Annotated in this window: 13 protein-coding genes; 6 read left to right on the top strand and 7 right to left on the bottom strand. The window is 76.3% G+C overall.

What is annotated here, in order from left to right:
• The first annotated feature begins 148 nt into the window (after positions 1 to 148).
• The 3 genes from O2W20_RS18740 (at position 149) to O2W20_RS18730 (ending at position 2506) form a co-directional block, all read left to right on the top strand.
• Positions 149 to 418: a hypothetical protein gene (locus O2W20_RS18740; RefSeq protein WP_164700432.1), complete on the top strand. Its 270-nt coding sequence runs from the start codon at positions 149 to 151 to the stop codon at positions 416 to 418.
• Between the two features lie 154 nt (positions 419 to 572).
• Entirely contained in the window at positions 573 to 1316 is a 744-nt protein-coding gene (locus tag O2W20_RS18735) for a class I SAM-dependent methyltransferase (protein WP_269171664.1), read from the top strand.
• A 20-nt stretch (positions 1317 to 1336) separates the two neighbouring features.
• Positions 1337 to 2506 carry an alkaline phosphatase family protein gene (locus O2W20_RS18730; protein ID WP_269171665.1) on the top strand — a complete coding sequence of 390 codons (1170 nt, stop codon included), beginning with the start codon at positions 1337 to 1339 and terminating at the stop codon, positions 2504 to 2506.
• A 30-nt stretch (positions 2507 to 2536) separates the two neighbouring features.
• Here O2W20_RS18730 and O2W20_RS18725 read toward each other — a convergent pair whose 3' ends face one another.
• From O2W20_RS18725 to O2W20_RS18715, 3 genes are read right to left on the bottom strand one after another with little or no spacing between them, the layout of a single operon-like run.
• Positions 2537 to 3535 (bottom strand): sucrase ferredoxin, encoded by a 999-nt coding sequence (locus O2W20_RS18725; RefSeq protein ID WP_269171666.1) that lies wholly within the window; start codon positions 3533 to 3535, stop codon positions 2537 to 2539.
• Complete coding sequence (locus tag O2W20_RS18720; RefSeq protein WP_269171667.1) at positions 3504 to 4871, bottom strand: cupin domain-containing protein; 1368 nt, start codon at positions 4869 to 4871, stop codon at positions 3504 to 3506. The genes O2W20_RS18725 and O2W20_RS18720 overlap by 32 nt, the downstream gene beginning before the upstream one ends.
• A gap of 2 nt (positions 4872 to 4873) precedes the next feature.
• A complete protein-coding gene (locus O2W20_RS18715; protein ID WP_222193540.1) occupies positions 4874 to 5146 on the bottom strand; it encodes a BatC protein in 273 nt (90 codons plus the stop codon).
• Between the two features lie 325 nt (positions 5147 to 5471).
• Here O2W20_RS18715 and O2W20_RS18710 point away from each other — a divergent pair, with 325 nt between their 5' ends.
• The 3 genes from O2W20_RS18710 to O2W20_RS18700 all read left to right on the top strand — a co-directional run bounded on the left by O2W20_RS18710 (position 5472) and on the right by O2W20_RS18700 (position 8095).
• Positions 5472 to 6173: a permease gene (locus O2W20_RS18710; RefSeq protein ID WP_269171668.1), complete on the top strand. Its 702-nt coding sequence runs from the start codon at positions 5472 to 5474 to the stop codon at positions 6171 to 6173.
• Positions 6174 to 6278: 105 nt separating this feature from the next.
• On the top strand, positions 6279 to 7517 hold the full coding sequence (locus O2W20_RS18705) for a DNA polymerase IV (protein ID WP_269171669.1): 1239 nt from the start codon (positions 6279 to 6281) through the stop codon (positions 7515 to 7517).
• A 140-nt stretch (positions 7518 to 7657) separates the two neighbouring features.
• Positions 7658 to 8095, top strand: a complete 438-nt coding sequence (locus O2W20_RS18700; RefSeq protein ID WP_269171670.1) for a DUF3040 domain-containing protein — start codon at positions 7658 to 7660, stop codon at positions 8093 to 8095.
• A gap of 76 nt (positions 8096 to 8171) precedes the next feature.
• On the opposite strand, the gene O2W20_RS18695 is transcribed toward O2W20_RS18700, so the two are convergent.
• From O2W20_RS18695 to O2W20_RS18680, 4 genes are all read right to left on the bottom strand, one after another.
• Positions 8172 to 9128, bottom strand: a complete 957-nt coding sequence (locus tag O2W20_RS18695) for a ribose-phosphate diphosphokinase (RefSeq protein ID WP_269171671.1) — start codon at positions 9126 to 9128, stop codon at positions 8172 to 8174.
• 76 nt (positions 9129 to 9204) lie between these two features.
• Positions 9205 to 11559, bottom strand: a complete 2355-nt coding sequence (locus O2W20_RS18690) for a transglutaminase family protein (protein ID WP_269171672.1) — start codon at positions 11557 to 11559, stop codon at positions 9205 to 9207.
• On the bottom strand, positions 11556 to 12908 hold the full coding sequence (locus O2W20_RS18685; protein WP_269171673.1) for a DUF58 domain-containing protein: 1353 nt from the start codon (positions 12906 to 12908) through the stop codon (positions 11556 to 11558). Before O2W20_RS18685 ends, O2W20_RS18690 begins: the two co-directional genes overlap by 4 nt.
• Before the next feature lie 32 nt (positions 12909 to 12940).
• Positions 12941 to 13996, bottom strand: a complete 1056-nt coding sequence (locus O2W20_RS18680; RefSeq protein ID WP_269171674.1) for an AAA family ATPase — start codon at positions 13994 to 13996, stop codon at positions 12941 to 12943.
• Positions 13997 to 14161 lie beyond the last annotated feature (165 nt).

Below are 14161 nucleotides of genomic sequence, written 5' to 3'. Positions count from 1 at the left end.
ATGGTCGGACTCGCCGGCGTGCAACGCCGTGGTCCCCGGCTGTTCGCCCGATGGACCTCGGGGCGGCGCGTGGCGGCTGCCCGGCCGGGTAGCACAGTCCCACGTCGGGTGCAGTGCCCGGCAGGCTCCACCGTCGAGAGGCAGTCCCATGCCCGAGGTCCCGCAGCCAGTCACCGACAACACCATCAAGGTCCGCCAGTTGAGCCACTACCAGTTCAGCTGGACGGCCGGGGAGCCGGGGAAGCCCGGCACGTACACGTTGCAGCTCGTGCTCGACCAGGGCGCCTGGGAAGAGGTCCTCACCCTCGACCCGGACGACGCGGACAACCTCCAGGACCTGCTGACCAACACCGAGACGGTCCACTACGACGTCGAACGGCGCGTGCTCCTCTTCGGGGTCACCGAGACCGGCAGCTGACCTCCGAGAGGGCTCCACCCGCAGTCCAGCCGGTGGGAGCCCCCGGAACCGTTCTGCTCAGGCGCACGGCCCGGGAGGGGGCACCGCCGCGAGGTTCGTGGCGGCGCCGGTCCGGGCCGGGTGGGCTCGGCGGTCCGCGATTAGGCTCCGCTGGGTGACGACCCCTCCGGCCACCGCCGCGCAGGCCCCGGCCCGCACCGCGGCGATCTGGGCCGCGCTCGACCCGCTGGTCGCGGCCGGCTCCCCGTTGCAGGTCCTCGACCTCGGCGGCGGCAGCGGGATGTTCGCCGTCCCGCTGGCCGCCCTCGGCCACCAGGTCACCGTCGTCGACCCCAGCGCCGACGCGCTGGCCACGCTCCACCGCCGGGCCGCCACCGTCGGCGCGGGCGACCGGGTCCGTGGCGTCCAGGGCGACGGCGACCGGATGCTCACCGCCCTCCCGTCCGGTGACCTCTTCGACCTGGTGCTGTGCCACTTCGTCCTCGAGGTCGTCGACGAGCCGGCCAGCACCCTCCACCAACTCGCCAGTGCACTCCGCCCCGGTGGGCAGCTCTCCCTCGCCGTGGCGAACCGGGCCGGCGCCGTCCTCGCGCGGGCGATCAGCGGGCACCCGGTCGAGGCCGTCGCCCTCCTGGCCGACCGCGACCCGGCCCCCGGCCGCGGCGGCCACGTCCACCGGCGGTTCGACCCGGCCGAGCTGCTCGCGCTGCTCGCCGGCGCCGGGTTGGAGCCGGGGGAGTGGCACGGCGTCGCCGTCGTCGCCGACCTGCTGGGCGCCTCCTCCGGGGCCGACCCGAATGCGCTGCGTGCGCTGGAGCTGGCGCTGTCCGGCACCTCGCCCTACCGGGACGTCGCCACCGGCCTGCACGTCCTCGCCACCCGCCCGGCCGCCGGCTGACCCGGCCGCCGGCCGAGCCGATGAGCCTGCCCGACGGGTTCGGCGTCCCGCCCTACGGGAGCGCCACCCTCGCCGACGTGCTGCCCAGCGCGGCCAGCGCCCTCGGCGTCCCGGTGCACCGCGGCGACCTGCCCGTCGACCCGCTCGACCTGACCGCCGCCGTGGCCGGCGCCCGCCGGGTCGCCGTCCTGCTGGTCGACGGTCTGGGTGCCGAGCTGGTCGCCGCCCACCGCGGCCAGGCGCCGGTGCTCAACGCGCTCGGCACCCCGGTCGGCACGCTGTCCGCACCGTGTCCGAGCACCACCCCGGTCAGCCTCGTCACCCTGGGCACCGGCCTGCCGCCGGGCAGCCACGGGGTGCTCGGCTTCGTCACCGCGGTGCCCGGCGAGGAGCGCACCCTCAACCACGTCCACTGGGACGACGACCCCGACCCGCTGCGGTGGCAGGCCCAGCCGACCGTCTTCGAGCAGGCCGCGGCCGACGGCGTCTCGTGCACCGTCGTCGCCCCGCATGCCTTCGCCGCCTCCGGCCTCACCCGCGCCGCCTACCGCGGGGCCGACTACGCCAGCGCGTTCAGCCCCGGCGACCTGGTCGCCGGGATGCACGCCGCACTGCGCACCGGCGAGCGCAGCCTGGTCTACGGCTACACCGCCGACCTCGACCTGACCGGGCACGTCCGCGGCGTCGACTCGGCCGCCTGGCGCGCCCAGTTGGGCATCGTCGACCGGCTGGTGGAGCAGCTGGCCGAGGGGCTGCCCGAGGACGCGGTGCTGCTGGTGACCGCCGACCACGGCATGGTCGACGTCCCCGAGACCACCCGGCTCGACGTCGGCGCCGAACCCGGGCTCACCGAGGGCGTGCGGCTGCTCGCCGGCGAACCCCGCGCCCGGTACGTGCACGCCGAACCCGGGGCCGCCGACGACGTGCTCGCCGCCTGGCGCGCGGTGCTCGGCTCCCGGGCCTGGGTGGTCAGCCGGGCCGAGGCGGTCGACAGCGGGGTGTTCGGGCCGGTCGACCCGGCGCTGGCCGACCGGATCGGTGACGTCGTCGCGCTGGCCCGGGGCAGCTGGGCGATCACCGACGTCCAGCGGGACCCGTTTGGGTCGATGCTGGCCGCCTACCACGGCTCCCTCACCCCGGCGGAGCTGGCGATCCCGCTGCTGGCCGCCCGCGGTCGCGCGCTGCGCTGAGCGTCCGGCGCTGAGCGCCCGGCCGGGCGCTCAGCCCTGGGTCGGTGCCGCCGCCAGTCGCAGGGACAGCGGGTGCCAGGTGCGCCAGTGGCCTGGCTGCGGGGCGGCGCAGGTCAGCCGGTGCGACTCCGCCGACAGCCTGCTCTCCACGGTGACCACGACGTCGCCGTCCGGGCCGGCCAGGGTCACCTCGAACCGCTCGATGCCGGGCGCCGGCGACGGCAGCCCGGTCACCCGACGCGGCGGCAGGTCGCCCACCCCGAGCAGGCCGAGCTCCCCACGGGCGTGGTGCTGCGCCGCCTGGGCGGCTGGGGTCAGGCCGGCCCGCCCGCGCAGGAACGGGAGCGCGACCTGGCCGGCGGCGTGGGCGGCGAGCAGCGCCTGACCGCCCTCGGGCACCTGCCCGTAGACGAGCCCCCAGGGCAGGACGACGACGTTCGCGGCGAACCGGTCACCGCCCAGGTGGCTGGTCTCCCAGACGTCGGCGGCCGCCCCGGCGGCGGGCAGCGCCCGGGCCAGCGGCCGGCCGCGGACGGCGCAGCAGACGTCGTGCGCGCCGTGCGTGCAGACCAGGTAGGTCGGCACCTGCGTCGGCTCGCCGATCGAGCCGTCCCAGGGCAGCTGGAGCAGCTCGGCGTCATCGGTCCGGGTCGACCACCGGATGTTCTCCCGGCCCGGGGTGGTGTCGGCGACGGCCCAGCGGCGACCGGCGTCCGACAGCCGCTCGCCGGGCCGGCGCACCAGCTGGATCCGCATGCCCAGCTCGCGGGCCCGGGCCGCCAGCCGGGAGGCGACCCGCCGGTCGAACCGGGACTCCAGCAGGGCGTCCCGCCCCCACGGGCCGGGCTGCTCGACCAGCAGCCAGCGCCGGGCCGGGGGCGCGGTGGCGACCGGGGAGTCGCCGCGGAGGAGCGCCTGCACCGAGCAGCGGGCCGGGTCCAGCCGCCCGGCCGGGGTGGAGCGGCGCGCCGGGGCGGGCTGGAGGGGGCCGATCGGCTCAGGCCCCACCGGTGTCGCCACGACCCCCATCGTGCCCGGCCGTGGCGGCCGGTGCCCCGGGGGTGGCGTCCGGAACGACCGCGATCGCCTCGGTGACCAGCCGGCGGGCCAGCGTGAGCTGGTCTGCCGCGTCCAGTCCGGGCAGGTCACCGACCTTCAGCTCGCCCGTGGCGAGCAGTGCGGCCAGGGCCGGGTGCGTGCTGGCCGGCAGGTCGTGGGTGCGGCGACCGGCGACCAGGGCCACCCGGTCGCCGTCCGGGTCGCGCAGCTGCAGGCGCAGCAACGGCCGCACCCGCAGCACGGTGCCGGCCGCCAGCGCCGCGATCGCGCTGGACTGGGCCAGCGGTGACACCGGGGCCGGCCGCACCTGCGACCAGGTGCGGGCCCGCAGCGCGTCGGCCACGGCCGCCGGGTCGACCTCACCGAGCCAGCGCTGCAGGCCCGACAGCACCGCGGCGACGTCCTCGGCGGTGGCCGAGGGGTCGGCCAGGTCGACGCCGAGGGGGAGGGAGCCGCGCAGCGCCGGGTCCTCCGCGGCCAGGGTGCGCACCTGGTCCAGGGCGGACTCCACGGCGCCCCAGCGGGTCACCGAGTGCACGCCGACGGTCAGGTGGGCGCTGATCTCGCCGAGCGCGACCGCCGAGTGGAGGTAGCCGCGGGGCAGGTACAGGGCATCGCCGGGACGCAGCACCGCGTCGATCACCGGCGGGCGCTGCGCAGCGGCGGCGACCTCGTCGGCGCGGTCGGTCCAGGGGTGGGTGCGCAGCGGGTCGGGGATCACCGGCTCGTGGATCGTCCAGTGCTTCTCGCCGGCGACCTGCAGCACGAAGACGTCGTGCACGTCGTAGTGCGGGGAGAACCCGCGCGAGGACGGCGGGGTGATGTACGCGTTGACCTGCGTCGGGTGCCCGAGGTCGGCGGCGAGCTGGCCGGCGAACTCGATCAGCGGCGGCCACAGCCGGTGCAGGCCCTGCAGCACGACGGTGCTGCCGTCGGCGAACAGCCGCAGCACCGCGTCGGAGGAGACCTGGTCGGCCACCTCGGCGCCCGCGCCCTGGGGGCTGGTGAAGCGCTTGGGGTCGACGACGGCGCCGTCCTTGGCGATGCGCAGGAACGGCGTGCGCAGGCCGCGGGTGCTCAGCAGCTCGTCGACGGCGGCCAGGTCGAGCAGGTCGGTGAAGGTGCCCCCGAGCTCGGCGGCGGTGGAGAGCAGGGGCCGGCGGGACCAGTGCTCGGTGGCGAACACCTCCGGCTGGACCCGGATGCACCGGCGCAACGCGGGGCGGGCGGTGCCCTGGGCCCACGGGCGGGCGCCGCCCTCCTCAGCGGAGGACGACGCCCGGTCCTGCAGTTCTGGGTCGAGCACGGTCAGGCCGAGCCGTCCGCGCCGCCGTCGTGCTGCCCGGGCGTGCCGCCGCCGGCACCGGAGTCGGCCGGACCCTCGGCGCCGCCGTCGGCACCGCCATCGGCGCCACCGTCGGCACCGCCGTCCGCGCCACCGTCGGCACCGCCGTCCGCGCCACCGTCCGCACCGCCGTCGGCACCGCCGTCCGCGCCACCGTCGTGCTGACCCGGCGTGCCCTCGGCACCACCGTCGGCCGGTCCTTCCGTGCTGGTCATGTCGTCGTCGTCGAGCGCCATGGCTCCTCCGATCGTCGAGGTCGTGGCCACCGGTCGGCGACCACCTGGCCCAGTTCTACCGCGATGATCGACTCCCCACACCTCCCGCCCGTCCACAGTCCGGTCGCGCACGACCGGATGCGGCACAGGCCGGTGCGACGAGCGGTTCGACGTCGGCCACCCCGTCGGATCGACTGCCCGACCACGTGGGTCCCCGGGAGTCGGGCCGAACCCGGCGCCGTTTCATGACGATTCGGTCACGGTCCCGGCCGTGTCGTGGACAGCCGAGCCCGGCCGGGAACCCCAGGACCTGCCAGACACGACGACGCACGAGAGAGGACAGGTCATGACGGAGAGTCGTACACGCACCGACGTCACCGCCCAGGGCAGCAACGTGGCACGGGAGGTGACGCCGGAGTCGACCGTCGGTGCGACCCGCGAGGTGCGGGCCGAGCCGGTGGTCCACGAGGTGGAACGGCGTGAGGAGCCGACCCAGGTGTCGGTGGCCCCGCCGCGGCGTGACCGGGTCCGCTGGGGACCGGTGTGGGCGGGCCTGCTCGTGGCCATCTCCTCGTTCGTCCTGTTCAACCTGATCACCTTCGCCCTCGGCTGGTGGGACCTCGAGGGTGCCGCCGGCTCCAACGCCGACTGGATCAGCACGGCGATCCTGTGGGGCGCCTTCTTCCTCGGTGGGCTGACCGCGGCGGCCTCGGCGGTCTGGCGCGGGGTGAGCGACGGCATCCTGCACGGCATACTCGTGTGGGCGCTGGGCATGGCGACGTTCCTCGTGCTCAGCCTGCTCGGCGGCGGTGCGGCCCTCGGTGCCGTCGGTGACGCCATCGGCCAGCTCGGTCTGCTGCAGCAGAACGCCAACGCGCCCGCGGCGCAGCTCGGCCCGGTCGTGGAGAACGCCCAGTCGGTGGCCAGCTGGGCCGTCCTGGTGATGGGCGTGGCGATCATCCTGTCCGCGCTCGGCGGTGTCCTCGGGGCCAAGATGTGGCCGTCCAAGAAGGACACCGAGCACGACCGGGTGACCACCACCCGCTGACCTGTCGCGACAGGCCCGGGGACCGACCACGGTCCCCGGGCCTGACCCGCTATCGTCCCCGTGGGTCGAACACGTGTTCGACCCACGGGGACGATGGGGGGTGCGGTGACCAGGGACCGGGCTGCCGGCTGCACGCTGCTGCACGTCGACATGGACGCCTTCTTCGCCAGTGTCGAGGTGCGCCGGCACCCCGAGCTGGCCGGCACGCCGGTCATCGTCGGCGGGGTCGGCAACCGCGGGGTCGTCACCTCGGCCACCTACGAGGCCCGCCGGTACGGGGTGCACAGCGCCATGCCGACCTCCCGGGCACTGCGCCTGTGCCCGACGGCCACCGTGCTCCCCGGCGACCTCGACCTCTACGCCGAGGTGTCCCGGTCGGTGATGGCGCTGTTCCGCTCCATCACGCCGCTGGTCGAGCCGCTGAGCCTGGACGAGGCGTTCCTCGACGTCTCCGGCAGCGGCCGCCGGCTGGGCGACCCGGTGGCGATCGGGGAGTACATCCGGGCCCGGGTGCACGACGAGCAGGGGATCACCTGCTCGGTCGGGGTGGCCGGCAGCAAGTTCGTGGCCAAGCTGGCCTCCACCCGGGCCAAGCCCGACGGGCTGCTGGTGGTGCCGCCGGCCGAGGTCATGGAGTTCCTCCACCCGCTGCCGGTGAGCGCCCTGTGGGGCGTCGGCCCGAAGACCGAGGAGGTCCTGCTCCGGCTGGGCCTGCGCACGGTCGGGGACCTGGCCCACGTGCCGGCGCGCACCCTGCAGCGCGCGGTGGGCCAGGCGGCCGGCAGCCACCTGCACGAGCTCGCCTGGGGGCGCGACCCCCGGCGGGTGGTGCCCGACGAGCCCGACCGGTCCACCGGTGCCGAGGAGACCTTCGGCACCGACGTCGACGACCCGCAGGTGGTCCACCGGGAGCTGTTGCACCTGGCCGAGCGGACGGCGGGGCGGCTGCGCTCGACCGGTCACCTGGCGCGCACGGTGACCCTGAAGGTCCGCTTCGCCGACTTCACCACGATCACCCGCTCCCGCACGCTGAAGGTCCCCACCGACGTGGGTCAGGAGCTGTACGACACGGCCCGCACGCTCTTCGACGCCCTGGGGCTGGACCGGGCCCGCATCCGGCTGGTCGGGGTGCGGGCCGAGGGGCTGGTGGAGGCGGAGGCGACCGCACGACAGCTCGAGCTGGGGGCTCGCGAGCACGGCCGCCGGGACGCCGAGCTCGCCGCCGACCGGGCCGCCCGGCGCTTCGGGGCCGGCGCCGTCCGGCCGGCCACCCTGCTCGGCCGCCGGCAGGTCCCGGGCACCGGTCCGGTTGCGCGCGGCCCATCATCGGGAACGCCCCGCTGACCTGGCCTTCTGCGCGGCGGAGCCGCCGCGGGGTGGCAACACGGTCCGCACAGGGTGTGTCGGCGGCGACTCGCCTTTCGCACGCCGCAATCGGCTCGTATCCTCGGTGTCACCGCGGGCGGACTGCCGCCGGTGGTTTCTTGCACTTGTACCTGGAGGTCGACGTGCCGCTCTCCGAGCACGAGCAGCGTCTGCTGGAGCAGATCGAGCGCGCCCTCGTCGATGACGATCCGAAGTTCGCCTCGACGGTCCGCACCGGTGACCGGCGGCAGAAGGCCCGCCGCAAGCTGCAGCTGGGCGCCGTCCTGGTGGTCGTCGGCCTGGCCGTCGTGGTCGGCGGGGTGGCCCTGCCCAACGTCGTCGTCGGCGTGCTGGGCTTCCTGGTGGCCTTCGGTGGTGCCGTCCTCGGGGTCCTGAACTACAAGGCCGCGACCGGTGAGGTGCCGGCCGGCTCCGCGCCGGGGCCCGCCGGGCGACCGGCAGCCGGCGGCCGCGGTGGCAGCAGCAGCGCGAAGTCACGCCGCCAGCCGCTGAAGAACCGGCTCGAGGAGCGTTTCCGCCGCCGCTACGACCAGTAGCGCCTGTCGGCCCACCCGCTGAGCCAGCAGCCGCCGTCCCCGCCGGGGACGGCGGCTGCTGGCCTCTCCGGCCGGCTCAGACCTCGGGCGTCGCCGTCGTGTCGAACAGCGCGCTGACCGACTCCCCGTCGTGGATCCGCTGCACGGCCTGGGCGAGCGCGGGGGCCACCGACAGCACGGTCAGCTTCTCCGAGACCCCGGCCGGCACCGGCACGGTGTTCGTGCACACGATCTCCACGACGTCGGCCTGGGCGCCGATCCGCTCCAGCGCACCCGCGGCGAACAGGCCGTGCGTGCAGGCCACCCGGATCGACCGGGCGCCGTCGTCCCGCAGCCGGTCGATGAGCTCCAGCACCGTGCTGCCCTTGGCGATCTCGTCGTCCAGCACGATCACGTCACGCCCGGCGACGTCCCCGATCACGGCGCTGATGCTGACCCGGTCGTCGGCGTACCGCTGCTTGGCACCCGCGGCGACCGGCACCCCGAGCCGCCGGGCGAAGGCCGCGGCCTCCTTGGCGTTGCCCAGGTCGGGGGAGACGACGGTGGTGCGGGAGAGGTCCAGCGCGCGGAAGTGGTCGGCCAGCTCGCGCAGGGCGTGCAGGTGGTCGACCGGCACGCTGAAGAAGCCGTGCACCTGCGGGGAGTGCAGCGTCATGGCCAGCACCCGGCTGGCTCCGGCCGCCACCATGAGGTCGGCGATCAGCCGACCGCCGATGGAGATCCGGGGGGCGTCCTTCTTGTCCGACCGCGCGTAGGCGTAGTGCGGCATCACCACGGTGATCCGGGCGGCAGACGCGCCGCGGGCCGCATCGATCATCAGCAGCAGCTCGACCAGGTTCTCCTGCACCGGGGTGACCAGCGGCTGCACCAGGAAGACGTCGCGCTCCCGGCAGTTGGCCTGCAGCTGCACCTCGAGGCAGTCGTTGGCGAAGCGGGTCACCCGGACGGGCTGCAGCGGCACGCCCAGCTGGGCGCACATCTCCGCGGCGAGCTCGGGGTGGGCACTGCCGGCGAAGACGGCGATCTCGCGCAAGGGGCACTCCGCAGCTGGGGGGCAGCCGGTGGCGACGCCACCGACACCGACAACCGTAGCCAGCCCGGCCCGGTGGTCAGGCCGGGCGGGGTCGGCGGGGTGCCCGGGCGGCGGCCCACCGGGCGGCCGTCGCCAGCGTGGAGGCCGGCCACAGCGCCGCCCGGACCCGCTCCCCGCGGGAGGAGGACCGGAGCAGCGCCCGGCGCACCGTCGCCAGTGCCTCGGTCAGCGCCGGGTCCGGGCCCGGCCGGGCCGCCGGCGGGCCGTACACCGAACGCTCCTGGGCACGTGCCAGCGTCTGCACCGCGGCGACCGCGGCCGAGTCGGTGGCGACGAGCCGTGGGGCCAGCTGCTCGGCCAGCTGGCGTGCCGTCGAGCTCCTGGGCAGTTCGACGGCCAGGTCGACGGTGGTCGCCAGCAGCTCCTCCCACAGGGCACCCGGCTGCCCGTCGGCCAGCCGGACGGCGCGCTGCCGGCGGCGGAGGAGGAACGGCAGCGCGCCCAGGGCGAGGACGACCAGGGTGCCCGCTGCCCCCAGCAGCCACGGCCTGAGCTGCTCCTGTGGTGCGGCCTGGGGCGCCAGCGGCGGCACGTACTGGTCGTCGCGGTCCAGCTCGGCAGCCGGCGGCGCCGGCAGCGGGGCCGCGCCGCCCGGCGTGAACGGGTCCGGGGTGCTGGTGTCGGCCTCGTCCGTGCGCGGTGCCCAGGGGAGCGCCACGGCCCGGTCGGCGGCGATCGGTGTCGGGTCGAAGGGGATCCAGCCCAGGCCGGCGAACCAGACCTCGACCCAGGCGTGTGCGTCGTCGGTGGTGACCACCCGGTCGCCGTCCTCGCCGACCTGGCCGGGTGTGTAGCCCAGCACCACCCGGGCCGGGACCCCGGCCGCCCGGACGAGAACCGCCATGGCGCCGGCGTACTGCTCGCAGTAGCCCCGCTTCAGCCGGAGGAAGTCGGCCAGGTCGTCGCCGGTGGTGCCCGGGCCGGTGGACAGGCTGTAGGTGAAGCCGTTGGCCGGGTCGGTGAAGAGGCCGAGCACGGCCCGGACCCGCTCGTAGGGCGACTGCGCCGGGTCGGTCAGCTGGTCGGACAGGGCGACGACGCTCGGGTCGAGCTCCGGCAGCGCCGTGTAGCGCTCCACCATCGGGTCGCCCGGGTCCTGGGGTGCGGCAGCCAGCTCCGCTGCGCTCGGTTGCGGCTGCTGGGAGGTGGACCGGTAGGAGAGGCCGCCGGTGGTCTCGTCCCGGCCGAAGACCGTCCGGGCGGCCGGGTCGAAGCGCCAGTCCTCGTCCTCCGAGCCGAGCACCTGCACCGACAGCGGGGAGTCGAACAGCGGGAGGAAGCGGTCGTCGTGTGCGAGCACCGTGACCCGGGCGGTCACCTCGCGGCGGGACTGCCCGTCGAGGAGCGGTGCCAGGGGACCGTCGGCCGCGATCGACGACTGCCCGTCGAGGTTGCTCATCCGCCAGCCGCCGTCGCCGCTGTACTCGTCCAGCGACACCGAGCGCAGGTACCCCGGGTCGGCCACCGAGGCGTCGACGGCCAGCAGGTCGATCGGTTCGGGGAGGCTCAGCTGGCCGGCCATCTCCGCCACCGGGTCCAGGGACGTCCCCACGCCGTTGCCGGTGCCCGCCCCGCCCCACCCCGCCGCGAGCGAGCCCTCGGCCAGGGTCGGCACGAACGCCGGCAGCAGCAGCCCGGCGACCAGGGCGACCAGGGCGGTGCGCAGGGCCGGCAGGGTGCCGGTGCCCATCGGCGACCCGCTGCCACCCCGGCCGTTCCCGACCAGCCGTGCCCGCTGGTCGGCCCACAGCAGCACGGCGAACCCGGCGGCCGGTGCGGCGAAGGAGACCAGCGCCACCTCCCCGGTCACGGTGCTCACCGGGACGCAGTAGAGGACCAGCAGCCCGAGCCCGCCCAGGGCCGGCTGGCGGGCGGGGACGGCGAGCAGGTCGACGGCCAGCGCGATCAGGGCGACGAAGACGGTGGTCAGCGCCACCAGCCCGGTGAGCGGCAACGCCGGCGTCGCCTGTTCCCGGATCTCCGCGGTGCCGTCACCGAGCAGGCCGGCCAGGTCGGTCAGGCTGCCCAGGGTCGGCAGCATGCCCGCCCAGGCGCGGTCGGGCGTGAAGACGACGGTGAGCACGACGAGCACCAGGGCCACCTGGCCCAGCGGCACCGCCAGCCGGGCCGGGCCGGACCACCACGGGCCGTCGTCCTCGGCGGGGTCGACCAGCCGGTCCAGCAGCGCCCGCAGCGCCACCCCGCCCAGGCCGACGGCGGCCACCACCATCGTCACCGGCAGCAGCCACGTGCGGGCGGCGAAGACGGGGTCCAGCGCCAGTGCACCCAGCAGGACGGCGACCGCGACGGCGATCCCGGTGCCCGGCCCGCCGCGGGTGGCCCGGGGCAGCTCGTCGGCCTGGCCGCTCACGCCGGCACCGGTCCCGCGGCGCCGGCCCGGCTGCCCACCTGGCTCCACAGCTGCGCCACCGTCCGGTCCGGGCCGACGGTGACCACCTGCCAGCCGGCCGCGCGGAGCAGGTCGCCGGCCTGCTGCTGCCGGGTGTCCACCTCGACCCGCGCGGCGGGGCCGAGCGTGCGCCGGCCCCGGGTGGCCCCGGCGTCCAGCCAGCCGGCGGTGTCCACCAGCACCGCGACGTCCCGGCCCGGGCCGGACCGGGCGCGGACCAGCGCCGCGACGTCCTCGGGCCCGACGAGGCCGAACAGGCAGATCGCCGGTCCGTCGGCCCCCGACCGGCGCAGCGCCTCCATGCCCAGCTGCAGGCCGGGCTGCGGTGCCCCGCCCAGGACGGCGAGCCGCTCGAGCAGCTCGTCCGGGCCCAGCTGTCCCCGGCCGAGCGCCGGGGTGAGCTCCCCGCCGTCGGTCACGACCCGCAGCGCGGCCCCCCGGCGCAGCAGGTGGGTGCCGATGCTGGCCGCGGCCTCCACCACCCACTCCAGGGTGTCCTGCGGCGGGGCAGGGTCACCCGCTGGGCCCTCGACCCGACCCCCGAGCAGGTGGGCGGTCGACCGGGTGTCGACGAACACGGTCGCCGCGGCCCGCCACGGCCGTTCCTCCAGCCGGACCATCAGCTCCCCGGTGCGCGCGGTGGCCCGCCAGTGGACCAGCCGCAGGTCGTCGCCGTGGCGGTACTCCCGGGTGCTGACGTCGTCCTCGCCGTGCACGGCGATCGCGCGGCGGGCGCCCTCACCGCCGTCCCCTCCGGCGCCGGTCAACGCGCCGCCACCGAGGAGCGGCACGACCCGGGGCAGGACCAGCAGCCCGGCGGTGTCGCTGCCGGTCGCCGTGCGCAGCACCAGGCCGAAGGGGTCGACGAGCCGCAGGCTCAGCGGCCCCAGGGTGTACCGGCCGCGCCGGGAACCGTGCAGCCGGTAGCGGAGCGGGGCGGTGCCGCCGCTGGCGAGCCGCTCCACGACGAAGCGCGGCTGCGGACCCAGGTCGGCGGGCAGGTGCTCGGTGAGCAACCACAGCCCGCCGGCCCGCCGGTCGGCGTTGGAGACCTCCACCAGCACCTCGGCGGACCCGCCGCGCGGCAAGCGGGCCGGGGTGACGGTGCGCCGGGTGGCGACCCGGAAGCGCTGGCGGGCGATCCCGACGGCCGACACCACCGGCAGGGCGAGCACGAACAGGGCCAGCTGGACCAGGGCCCGCTCGCCGAGCAGGGCACCGAGTGCCACCAGGGTCAGCCCGGCGGCGACCAGGCAGCGGCCGCGCAGCGTGAGGGAGGACGCCGCGTCGGCGATCCGGGTGCGCGCCATGGGGGACCGTCCGTCTCTGGGGTGGGCCGGGGTCAGCGGCCGCCGTGGACGGGCACGGTGGCGAGCAGGTCGGTGACCACCCGCTGGGCGTCCCGTCGCGCCAGCGCCGCGTCCGGGGTCAGCAGCAGCCGGTGGGCCAGCACCGGGACCGCCATGGCCTGCACGTCGTCGGGGAGCACGTGGTCCCGGCCGGCCAGCGCCGCGGTGGCGCGGGCGGCGCGGAGCAGCTGCAGCCCCGCGCGGGGGGAGGCGCCCAGCCGCAGGTCGGGGGAGCGGCGGGTGGCCTCGACCAGCGAGACGACGTACTGGCGCAGCGGCTCGGCGACGTGCAGCCGGCCCACCGCGGCCACCAGGGCCCGCACGCGCGCGGCGTCGACCACCGGGGCGAACGCGGTGAGCGGGTCGACGGTGGCACGCCCGCCGAGCATCGCCAGCTCGGCCTCGCGGTCCGGGTAGCCCATCGAGACCCGGGCGGTGAACCGGTCCCGCTGCGCCTCGGGGAGGGGGTAGGTGCCCTCCATCTCCAGCGGGTTCTGCGTGGCCACCACCATGAACGGCCGGGCCAGCTCGTAGGTGACCCCGTCGACGGTGACCTGCCGCTCCTCCATGCACTCCAGCAGGGCCGACTGCGTCTTGGGCGAGGCCCGGTTGATCTCGTCGGCCACGACCACGTTGGCGAAGACGGCGCCGGGCTTGAACTCGAAGGCCCGGGACTCCTGGTCGTAGACGGCCACCCCGGTGACGTCGCTGGGCAGCAGGTCGGGGGTGAACTGGATCCGGCGCACCGTGCCGTCGATGGTGCGGGCCAGCGCCTTGGCCAGCGTGGTCTTCCCGACCCCGGGGACGTCCTCGATCAGCAGGTGCCCCTCGGCCAGCAGCACGACCAGCGCCAGCCGGACGACGTCGGGCTTGCCCTGCACCACCCGGCCGATCGCCTCGGCGAGCTGCGCCCCCTCGGCCGCCACGTCGGCGTCGGCGTCGGTCTCCGGCTGCGTCGCTGCGGCGTCCTGGCCGGTGCCGTGCCGGGGAGCGGAGCGCAGCTCCGTCACCCCCCGGTCCGACCGCAGCTCTGCCGTGCCCTCGGTCACCCCGCTCACGGTACGTGCTGCTCAGCGGCGCGCACGGTCGATCCCGTTCCGCGGCCCGGAGGTGGTCGGTGGGGGCCGGTGGAGGGAAGGGGACGACACGGCGTGGAGTGGTGTCCAGTGGGGGCCAGTGGGTTACTGTGTCGCGCAATGGGGAGGCAGGGGCCA

It is taken from the genome of Modestobacter sp. VKM Ac-2982, assembly GCF_026967935.1.
Taxonomy (GTDB): Bacteria; Actinomycetota; Actinomycetes; order Mycobacteriales; family Geodermatophilaceae; genus Modestobacter.
Note: the sequence above shows the minus strand (reverse complement) of the source record. Positions and strands in the feature narration are given on the sequence as shown.

Excerpts from the sequence above, each read along its gene's own strand:
- O2W20_RS18715 (WP_222193540.1), bottom strand. The coding sequence starts at position 5,146 with ATGGCGCTCGACGACGACGACATGACCAGCACGGAAGGACCGGCCGAC.
- O2W20_RS18725 (WP_269171666.1), bottom strand. The coding sequence starts at position 3,535 with ATGGGGGTCGTGGCGACACCGGTGGGGCCTGAGCCGATCGGCCCCCTC.
- O2W20_RS18740 (WP_164700432.1), top strand. The coding sequence starts at position 149 with ATGCCCGAGGTCCCGCAGCCAGTCACCGACAACACCATCAAGGTCCGC.
- O2W20_RS18685 (WP_269171673.1), bottom strand. The coding sequence starts at position 12,908 with ATGGCGCGCACCCGGATCGCCGACGCGGCGTCCTCCCTCACGCTGCGC.
- O2W20_RS18730 (WP_269171665.1), top strand. The coding sequence starts at position 1,337 with ATGAGCCTGCCCGACGGGTTCGGCGTCCCGCCCTACGGGAGCGCCACC.
- O2W20_RS18710 (WP_269171668.1), top strand. The coding sequence starts at position 5,472 with ATGACGGAGAGTCGTACACGCACCGACGTCACCGCCCAGGGCAGCAAC.